Below are 9,291 nucleotides of genomic sequence, written 5' to 3'. Positions count from 1 at the left end.
ATATATATATATATATATATATATATATATATATATATATATATACCTATACTGTTTTCCCGGTACACGCGGGTGGGGGGAGAGCAGAGCTGATGAGTCGTCGGTCCAGCGGGATGATCGGCGTCTGGGCCGAGGCCCAGCGACAGCAGCAGCAGACGCAGCTGATCCAGATGCGCGAGGCGGAGCGCCGCGAGCGGGCGTACGAGCGCGAGGCCGCCCGGGACCGGCGCGAGCAGCAGGCCGCGTACAAGCAGCACCGCGAGGCCGAGGCGCGGCGCCGTACCGAGCAGCTCGACGCGCAGGTGGCGGCGCTGCAGGGGCTGCTGGCGTCGGGCTGCCGGGCGCCCGCGTTCCGGATGTCCGCCCTGGTGCGGTCCGAGCAGATCCAGCCCTTCGACCCCGGCGGCCTCGGTCATCCGGTGCCCATGCCGCAGCTGGCCCAGTTCCACCAGCACGGCGGCGGCTGGGCCCTCGGCTCTCGCGGCCGGGCCGAGCGGGAGGCCCACGACCGGTACACCCGGGCCTGGCAGGCCGCGCACGCCGCCGAGCAGGAGCGGCTGCGGCAGCTGGCGGCGTACCGGCAGCAGTACGACCAGTGGGCGGCTGAGCAGCTCGCCGGCATCCGCCGGCACAACGGCGGCCTCAGTGATCTGGCCGGCTCCCTGCGCGCCGGGGAACCCGACGCGGTGGTGGAGTACTTCTCGGCGGCCCTGTACGCCTCCACGGCCTGGCCCGGTGAGCTTCCCCGGCAGGTGTCGGCGGCGTACGACCCCGCGGCGCGCCAGCTCGTACTGGACTGGGAGCTGCCCCGGTACGAGGTGGTGCCGGAGGTGAAGGCCGTGCGCTACATGCCGAGCACGGATCAGGACCGGGAGACGGCGCGGCCGGCCACGCAGCGCCGGGCGCTGTACCGGGACCTGCTCGCCCAGTGCCTGCTGCTGGTGCTGCGCGAGCTGTACGCGGCGGACGAGTTCGGCGCCCTGGAATCGGTGGTCGTCAACGGGTTCGTGGACGACCACGATCCGGTGACGGGCCGTGAGGCGCAGCTCGTGCTGGCGACCGTGCAGGCGGGGCACGGCGCCTTCTCCGGGCTGCGGCTGGAGCAGGTGAGCGCGGTGGACTGCCTGGTCGAGGGGCTGCGGGGGCAGTTGTCCGCGCGCCCGGACCAGCTGACGGGCGTCCGGGCGGGCCGCCGACCGGGCGAGGTCGGCGGGGACGTCGTCAGCCATGGCGGGCACGTCGCGGGCGATGACGACGAGCCCGACCTCTTCCAGATGGACCCGATCGCCTTCGAGAACCTGGTCGCGGAACTCTTCCGGGCGATGGGCATGGAGGCGGTGACCACGCAGCGGTCCGGTGACGGCGGCGTGGACGTCGAGGCCGTGGACCCGGCGCCGATCCGGGGCGGGCGGATCGTCGTGCAGGTCAAGCGCTACCGCAACACCGTGCCGCCGACGGCGGTACGGGACCTGTACGGCACGGTCCAGGACAAGGGGGCGAACAAGGGGGTGCTGGTCACCACCGCGTCCTTCGGGCCCGGGTCGTACACCTTTGCCAACGGCAAGCCGCTGGAGTTGGTTCCCGGGGCCGAGCTGGTGGAGCTGCTGCACCGGTACGGGCTGCGGGGGCGCCTCGGCGGCGGTTCCGTCCCGGCCCAGCGGACCTCCGGGGCCGCGGCGGGCACGGCCGTCCGCCCGGCTCCGGCCCCGGCGGCCGGCCCGGCCGGGACGCCGACCCTGGTCGAGCTGCCTCCCGTTCCCGCCGACCGCAACGTGCTGGGCATGACCTGGTCGGGCGGGGTCTCGCTGGACGTGTGCGCACTGGTCTGCGAGGGCGGCCGGGTGCTGAGCGAGGACCACTTCGTCTTCTTCAACAACCCGAGCACCCCGGACGGTGCGGTGCGCTCGCGTCCGCACTCCGCCCCCGACAAGGCGGCCGTCGAGGTCGGCTTCGACGACCTTCCCCGGCACGCCGACCGCCTGGTGCTGGTCGCCGCGGTCGACCCGGAGGTGAACCCGGACGCCGATCTGGCGGGGTTCACCGACGCCCGGATCCGGCTGCTGGACGCGTCGGGCGCGGAGATCGACCAGCTGGAGGTCTCCGACGGCCGGGCGGGCGAGACGGCCCTGGTACTGGGCTCCTTCCGCCGCCGCCCCAACGGCGACTGGAAGTTCGTCATCGGCGGCAAGGGCTACCGGGGCGGCCTGGAGGCCCTGCTGGGCGACTTCGGCGTCGAGGTGGCCTAGGTTCTGTCCGGCGGATCTTGTGACTGTCGGCTTGTCCGGTCGTTAGGCCGGGCATGGGGCGGGGTGATCTGACGAACGCGGAGTGGGTGCGGCTTGAGCCGCACCTGCCCATTGCCGGGCTGCGGGGCGGACGCTGGAGCGACCACCGGCAGGTGGTCAACGGAATCCTGTTCCGGGTGCGGACCGGGATCCCGTGGCGGGACCTTCCCGAGCGATACGGCAGCTGGAAGACGGTCTATGAACGCCATCGGCGCTGGTCCGCCGACGGCACGTGGGACCGGATCCTGCGGGCGGTCCAGGCCGATGCCGACCTGGCGGGCCGACTCGACTGGAGCATGGTCGGCGTCGACTCGACCACGTGCCGGCCCATCAGCACGCGGCCGGAGCCCGCAAGACCACTCCACGGGTCCCGAAAAAAGAACGACGCCTCGAAACCACCGCCCCGACGAGGGACTCGGCCGGTCCCGGGGCGGCCTGACCTGCAAAATCCATCTCGCCAGTGAGGGCGGCTGCCGCCCGCTGGCCCTGCTCGTCACACCGGGACAGTGGGGCGACGCGCCCCAGTTCACCGAAGTCCTCGCTCGCATCCGTGTCGCCAGACCTGGCGGCGGACACCCCCGCACCAGGCCCGACCACGTCAGCGGCGACAAGGCATACAGCTCACGCCGCAACCGCAGCCACCTGCGAAGACGCCAGATCAAGCACACGATCCCAGAGCCCAGGGACCAGCGGGCCAACCGCAAACGCCGCGGCAGCAGGGGCGGCCGGCCCACCGGCTTCGACAAGGAGCTCTACAAACGGCGCAACGAGGTCGAGCGGACGATCAATCGGCTCAAACACCACCGGGCCGTCGCCACCCGCTACGACAAACGCGCCTACGTCTTCCACGGCACCATCACCACCGCAGCCATCAGGCTCTGGCTCCGCGAATGATCCGCCGGACAGAACCTAGGCCGGGGCGCCGTCCTCGGGCGCGGGGTCGTCCCCCACCGGGGGGTCGTCCTCCGGCGGCGGGTCGTCCTCCGGCGCGGGGTCCTCCTCCGCCGGGGCGCCGTTCTCCGCCGCGGGGTCGTCCCCGCGGTCCGCCGGCGCGACGTAGCGAAGGACGCCCCACATGCTCTCGGGCGGGGCCTGTTCGGGGGACTCCTCCCGGCAGGCGTCCAGCTCGCGCAGCAGGCCCGGCCCGTCGGTGCCGGAGCCGATCAGGACGAGCTGCGTGCGGCGGCGCTCGCCCCGCCCCCAGGGTGCGGGGGCGAAGCGCAGGAAGCGGCCGACCGCGTGGACCTCGTACCGTTCCTGGTGGCCGGGCACGCCGAACCAGACGAACCCCTTGATGCGGTAGAGGCCGGCCGGGCGCCGGTCGAGGAAGTCGATCAAGCGGCGCGGGGACAGGGCCTGGTCGGACGTGAACTCGACGCTCTCGTAGCGGGCGTGGGCGTGGTCCGCGTGCGCGTCGTGGCCGTCGCGCTCCTCCGCCTCCGCGATCAGGTCCTAGAAGAACAGATGCCCCCAGCAGACTCGGTCCAGGGGCGACGGTCGAAGAGCAGATTCCGGGTCGATCCGCCACGTGATCGACGCCGAACCAGGGGCGTCCCCGGGGCGCAGAGCGAGGCGATCTCCCCCTCGATGCGGGCGCGTTCGGCGGGGTCCACCCGGTCGGTCTTGTTGAGCACCACCAGGTCGGCGACGGACAGGTGGCGGTCGGTCTCCGGGTGCGCGGCCCGCGTCCGGTCGAACTCCGCCGCGTCGACGACCTGCACCAGACCGCCGTAGCGGATCGCCGGGTTCTCGTTGGCGATCAGCATCCGGACCATCTCCTGGGGCTCGGCGAGCCCGCTGGCCTCGATGACGATCACGTCGATCCGGTGGACGGGGGCGGCGAGCTTGTCCAGGTAGGCGTCCAGCTCGCTGCCGTCGACGGCGCAGCACAGGCAGCCGCCGCCGAGGGAGACCATCGAGTCGCCGACCTGTCCGGCCACCGACATCGCGTCGATCTCGATCGAGCCGAAGTCGTTGACGACGACCCCGATCCGGGTGCCGCCCCGGTTGCCGAGCAGGTGGTTGAGGAGCGTGGTCTTGCCGGAGCCGAGGAATCCGGCGAGGACCACGACGGGAATGGGCTGGACGCTGTTCACTCGGACGATCGTAGTCAGCCCGCGGCGGGCACCGGCTGCGGCGGGGTGGGGCCGGTGTAGCGCGCGGCCGGGCGGATGATCTTCGAGTCGGCGGCCTGTTCCAGGACGTTCGCGCTCCAGCCCACCACCCGGGCCGCGCAGAAGGTCGGGGTGAACATCTCGCGCGGCAGCCCGCACAGCTCCATGACCACGCCCGCGTAGAACTCCACGTTGGTGTGCAGCTCCCGGCCCGGCTTCAGCTCGGCGAGGATCTCCTCCACCTGCCGTTCGACCTCGACGGCGAAGTCCACGAGCTCCCCGCCGAACTGCCGGGCGATGTCGCGCAGCATCCGCGAACGCGGGTCCTCGGTGCGGTAGACGGGGTGTCCGAAGCCCATGATCCGGTCCCCGGCCAGGACCCGCTCCCGGATCCACGGCCCGATGCGCTCCACCGTGCCGATGGCGTCCAGGGTGTCCAGGGCCCGGCTGGGCGCCCCGCCGTGCAGCGGGCCGGAGAGCGCGCCGATCGCCCCGGTGAGGCAGGCGGCGACGTCGGCGCCGGTGGAGGCGATGACGCGGGCGGTGAAGGTGGAGGCGTTGAAACCGTGGTCGACGGTGGAGATCAGGTACCGCTCGACGGCGCGGGCCTTGACGGGGTCGGGCTCCTCGCCGGTGAGCATCCACAGGTAGTTGGCGGCGTACGGCAGGTCGTCGCGCGGCTCGACCGGCTCCAGGCCCTGCCCGAGCCGGTGCAGGGCGGTGAGCAGGGTGGGTACGGCGGCGCAGGCGGCGAGCGCGTCGGCGGCCCGGCGGTCGGGGTCGAGGTCGTACACCGGGCGGAAGCCGGAGCAGGCGCCGAGCAGCGAGAGCGCGGTGCGCAGTCCGGCGAGGGGGCCGGAGAGGGCGGTGGCGCCGGCGAGGGCGGGGAGCGCGTCGCGGACCTGGGCGGGCAGGTGCCGCAGCGGGACGGTCTCGGCGGCGAAGGCGGCCCGCTCCGCGGCGTTCGCGGGGAGCGCGCCGCGGAACATCAGGTGCCACACGTCCTCGAAGGTGCGGCTCGTGGCGAGCTCGACGGCCGAGTACTGGCGGTAGTGGTAGAAGCCTTCGCGGCCCCGGACGTCACCGAGCTGGGTTTCGGTGACCACGACTCCCGCGAGACCGCGGGGTACTTCGACGGTGGTGTTCATGGATTGACCATCCATCCTTGATTGGATCGATGTCAATATTGATTGAATCAACATATGTAGGGTGGCGTCATGAGCGATGACGAGAGGCGGCTCACCACCAGGGAGGCCGCGCGGATCCTCGGGGTGAAGCCCGCGACCGTGTACGCGTACGTCAGCCGGGGCCAGCTCGGCAGCCGCCGCGACGCGGTCGGGCGGGGCAGCACCTTCGACGCGCGGGAGGTGGAGGCCCTGGCCAGGCGCAGCCGGCGGGAGGCCGCGGCGCCCGCCGGGGAGCTCTCCGTACGCACGGCGCTCACCCTCATCGAGGCCGACCGGTACTTCTTCCGCGGCGTCGACGCCGTCGAGCTGGCATCGCGGTACCCGTACGAGGAGGTCGCCGAGTGGCTCTGGACGGGGACCCTCCCGCACGGGGCCCGGTTCACCGCTCCCCCCGAAGCACTCGCCGCCGCCCGGACGGCGGTGGCCGCGCTGCCCGAGCACAGCGGGCCCCTCGACCGGCTCCGGGTCGCGGTCGCCGCCGCGGCGGTGGTGGACCCGCTGCGCTTCGACCTGTCCGAGGAAGCGGTACTCGGCACCGCGCGCTGCCTGATCCCGACGCTGGTCGGCGCCCTGCCCGGGGCGGAGGCGACCCCGGCGCCCGAGGGGGACGGGCGGCTCGCCCGGGCACTGTGGCCCCGGCTGACCGGACAGGGGCCGGACCCGGTGGCCGTCGACGCCCTGGACCTGGCTCTGGCCCTGCTGGTCGACCACGACCTCGCCGCCTCCACCCTCGCGGTACGGGTGGCCGCCTCGGCGCGGGCCCATCCGTACGCGGTCGTCTCGGCCGGGCTCGGCGCCCTGGAAGGCCCCCTGCACGGGGCGGCCGGGCGGCTCGCGCACCGGATGCTGGCGGAGGTGCTGGAGCGGGGCGGCGCCGCGCCCGTGGTGGCGGAGCACCTGCGCGCGGGGCGCCGGGTGCCCGGGCTCGGCCACCGCCTGTACCGGGGCGAGGACCCGAGGGCGCGGGCCCTGTTCGACCACCTGGAGGGGCTCCCGGGGGCCGCCCCGGCGCTCGGCGCGGCACGGGACGTGGCGGCGGTGATGGCCCGGCACGGCCTGCACCCCAACGTGGACCTGGCGCTGGCCGTGCTGACGGTGTCCTGCGGGATGACCGCCGAGGCCGGCGAGACCGTCTTCGCCGTCGCCCGGACGGCGGGCTGGATCGCCCACGCGCTGGAGGAGTACCAGGAGCGCCCCCTGCGCATGCGCCCCAGCGGCCACTACACCGGCACCCGCCCGCCCCGCCCGCTGCCCTGACCGGCGCCCCACCGCACCCCGCCCGGAAGGGCACCGCCCACCCGGCGACGGCCCGGGCCGCCCGCTCCGGGTGGGGCTTCTCATAGACACAGAAAATTCCGCTCACGCCCCAGCCGACCTACGGTGCTAGTCATGCGGTTCCTCCCCACGGGCGCTCGACGCCTCGGGCTGCCCCGACGGGCCGTCTCGCAGATCCTGCTGACCCAGCTGGCCATCGCGGCCGGGGTCGCCGTCCTGGCGACGGGGCTCTTCCTGGCCCCCCTGAGCGGCCAGCTCGACGACCAGGCGATGCGGCGGGCCCTGGCCATCGCGCAGAGCACGGCCGCGGACCCGTCGCTGGCCACCGACCTCCTGCGGTCGCGGCCGACGGCGGACAGCCCCGTCCAGTCCGCGGCCGAGCGGATCCGCAGGGCGACCGGTGCCGAGTACGTGGTGGTCCTCGACCTCCACGGCATCCGCCGCTCCCACCCCAGCCCCGACCGCATCGGACGGCCCGTCTCCACCGACCCCAGCGACGCGCTCGCCGGCCACGAGGTGATGGAGATCGACGAGGGCACCCTCGGCCGCTCCGCCCGCGGCAAGGTCCCCCTGGTCGCCGCCGACGGGGAGGTCGTCGGCGCCGTCTCGGTCGGCATCGCCTACGACAGCGTCCGCGACCGGCTGCTCGGCGCCATCCCCGGCCTGCTCGCCTACGCGGGCGGCGCCCTGGCGGCCGGTGCGCTGGCCGCCTACCTGCTCTCCCGCCGGATCCAGCGGCAGACCCGCGACCTGGCCTTCTCCGACATCGCGGGGCTCCTCGCGGAGCGCGAGGCCATGCTGCACTCCATCCGCGAGGGCGTGATCGCCCTCGACCCGGACGACCGGGTGCGCCTCGTCAACGACGAGGCCGCCCGGCTGCTGGGCCTCCCCGCGGACAGCGCCGCCACCCTCGCCGGCCGGCCCCTGGACGAGGTCCTCGGCACGGGCCGCACCAGCGACGTCCTGACCGGGCGCGTCACCGGCCGGGACCTGCTCACCGTCCAGGGCCCGCGCGTCCTGGTCGCCAACCGGATGCCCACCGCCGACGGCGGAGCCGTCGCCACCCTGCGCGACCGCACCGAGGTGGAGCGCCTGGGCCGCGAACTGGACTCCACCCGAGGCCTGATCGACGCCCTGCGCGCCCAGGACCACGAGCACGCCAACCGGCTCCACACCCTCCTCGGCCTGCTCGAACTGGGCCTGCACGAGGAAGCCGTCGACTTCGTCAACGAGGTCGTCGGAGTCCACCGCACCACCGCCGAGCAGGTCACCGAAAAGGTCCACGACCCCCTGCTCGCAGCCCTCCTCGTGGGCAAGGCGACCGTCGCCGCCGAGCGCGGCGTCGCCCTGCGCCTCGCCCCGGACGCACTCCTCCCCGATCGCCTGGTGGACCCGGGCGGCCTCGTCACGATCCTCGGCAACCTCGTCGACAACGCCCTGGACGCGGCGGCCGGCTCGGCCGCACCCCTGGTCGAGGTCGACATCCGCGCGCGGGGACGCACGGCCGTGCTGCGGGTCCGCGACAGCGGCCCGGGGATCCCCGCCGGCCGGCACGAGGAGATCTTCACCGAGGGCTGGTCGACCAAGCAGCCCGAGGCCCACCGCGAGCGAGGGCTGGGTCTGGCCCTCGTACGCCGCCTCGCGGAACGGCAGGGCGGCAGCGCCCAGGCCGGGTCGGCAGAGGACGGAGGGGCGGAATTCTCCGTCGTGCTCCCGGAGGCCCTGCGATGAACGAGACCCCGATCCACGTATTGGTCGTCGACGACGACATGCGTGTTGCCAGGATCAACGCGGCGTACGTGGCGAAGGTTCCCGGTTTCCGGATCTGCGGCGAAGTCCATTCGGCGGCCGAGGCCCTGGACTTCCTCACCGCCCGCCCGGTGGACCTGGTCCTCCTCGACCACTACCTCCCGGACGAGAACGGCCTCGACCTGGTGCGCCGCCTGCGCCAGCTCGGCCACCACACCGATGTGATCATGGTCACGGCGGCCCGGGACCTGGCCACCGTCCAGGCGGCCATGCGGCTCGGCGCCCTCCAGTACCTGGTCAAGCCGTTCACCTTCGCCGGGCTGCGCACCAAGCTGGAGGCCTACGCCTCCCTGCGCCGCTCCCTCTCCGGCGGCGGCGAGGCCGAACAGGCCGAGGTGGACCGGATCTTCGGCGCCCTCGCCGCGGCGGGCACCCCGAACGAGCTGCCGAAGGGGCACTCCCCCACCACCGCGGAGCTGGTCCGCCGGGTCCTGCGCGCCGCCGAAGGCCCGCTGTCCACGCAGCAGATCGCCGACCGCGCGGGCATCAGCCGGCAGACCGCCCAGCGCTACCTGAAGCTCCTGGACCGGGCCGGCCGCGTCACCCTGGCCCTGCGCTACGGCGAGACCGGCCGCCCCGAGCACCGCTACGCCTGGCGCCCGTCGGACACACCCTAGGGGG

The 9,291-nt window shown here is 73.7% G+C and carries 7 protein-coding genes and 1 pseudogene; 5 read left to right on the top strand and 3 right to left on the bottom strand.

Features of this window, described 5'->3' with window-relative positions; all coding sequences use genetic code 11:
- Positions 1 to 92: 92 nt before the first annotated feature.
- A complete protein-coding gene (locus SSNG_RS26620; RefSeq protein ID WP_241695120.1) occupies positions 93 to 2,246 on the top strand; it encodes a restriction endonuclease in 2,154 nt (717 codons plus the stop codon).
- A 53-nt stretch (positions 2,247 to 2,299) separates the two neighbouring features.
- Positions 2,300 to 3,179 (top strand): annotated as a pseudogene (locus tag SSNG_RS40265) (IS5 family transposase).
- 15 nt (positions 3,180 to 3,194) lie between these two features.
- On the opposite strand, the gene SSNG_RS45380 reads toward SSNG_RS40265, so the two are convergent.
- From SSNG_RS45380 to SSNG_RS26610, 3 genes are all read right to left on the bottom strand, one after another.
- Positions 3,195 to 3,623 carry a GTP-binding protein gene (locus tag SSNG_RS45380; RefSeq protein WP_063749912.1) on the bottom strand — a complete coding sequence of 143 codons (429 nt, stop codon included), beginning with the start codon at positions 3,621 to 3,623 and terminating at the stop codon, positions 3,195 to 3,197.
- A gap of 107 nt (positions 3,624 to 3,730) precedes the next feature.
- Positions 3,731 to 4,381: a GTP-binding protein gene (locus tag SSNG_RS45375; RefSeq protein ID WP_007267018.1), complete on the bottom strand. Its 651-nt coding sequence runs from the start codon at positions 4,379 to 4,381 to the stop codon at positions 3,731 to 3,733.
- A 14-nt stretch (positions 4,382 to 4,395) separates the two neighbouring features.
- Positions 4,396 to 5,547 carry a citrate synthase/methylcitrate synthase gene (locus SSNG_RS26610; RefSeq protein ID WP_241695119.1) on the bottom strand — a complete coding sequence of 384 codons (1,152 nt, stop codon included), beginning with the start codon at positions 5,545 to 5,547 and terminating at the stop codon, positions 4,396 to 4,398.
- A gap of 69 nt (positions 5,548 to 5,616) precedes the next feature.
- On the opposite strand from SSNG_RS26610, the gene SSNG_RS26605 reads away from it, so the two are divergent.
- The 3 genes from SSNG_RS26605 to SSNG_RS26595 all read left to right on the top strand — a co-directional run bounded on the left by SSNG_RS26605 (position 5,617) and on the right by SSNG_RS26595 (position 9,287).
- Positions 5,617 to 6,843 (top strand): citrate synthase, encoded by a 1,227-nt coding sequence (locus SSNG_RS26605; protein WP_007267016.1) that lies wholly within the window; start codon positions 5,617 to 5,619, stop codon positions 6,841 to 6,843.
- Between the two features lie 132 nt (positions 6,844 to 6,975).
- Complete coding sequence (locus SSNG_RS26600; protein ID WP_050779737.1) at positions 6,976 to 8,592, top strand: sensor histidine kinase; 1,617 nt, start codon at positions 6,976 to 6,978, stop codon at positions 8,590 to 8,592.
- A complete protein-coding gene (locus SSNG_RS26595) occupies positions 8,589 to 9,287 on the top strand; it encodes a response regulator (RefSeq protein WP_007267014.1) in 699 nt (232 codons plus the stop codon). The genes SSNG_RS26600 and SSNG_RS26595 overlap by 4 nt, the downstream gene beginning before the upstream one ends.
- The last annotated feature ends 4 nt before the right edge of the window (positions 9,288 to 9,291 follow it).

Origin of the sequence: Streptomyces sp. C (assembly GCF_000158895.1) — a bacterium.
Lineage (GTDB): Bacteria > Actinomycetota > Actinomycetes > Streptomycetales > Streptomycetaceae > Streptomyces > Streptomyces racemochromogenes.
This window is presented reverse-complemented; position numbering and strand designations above follow the sequence as displayed.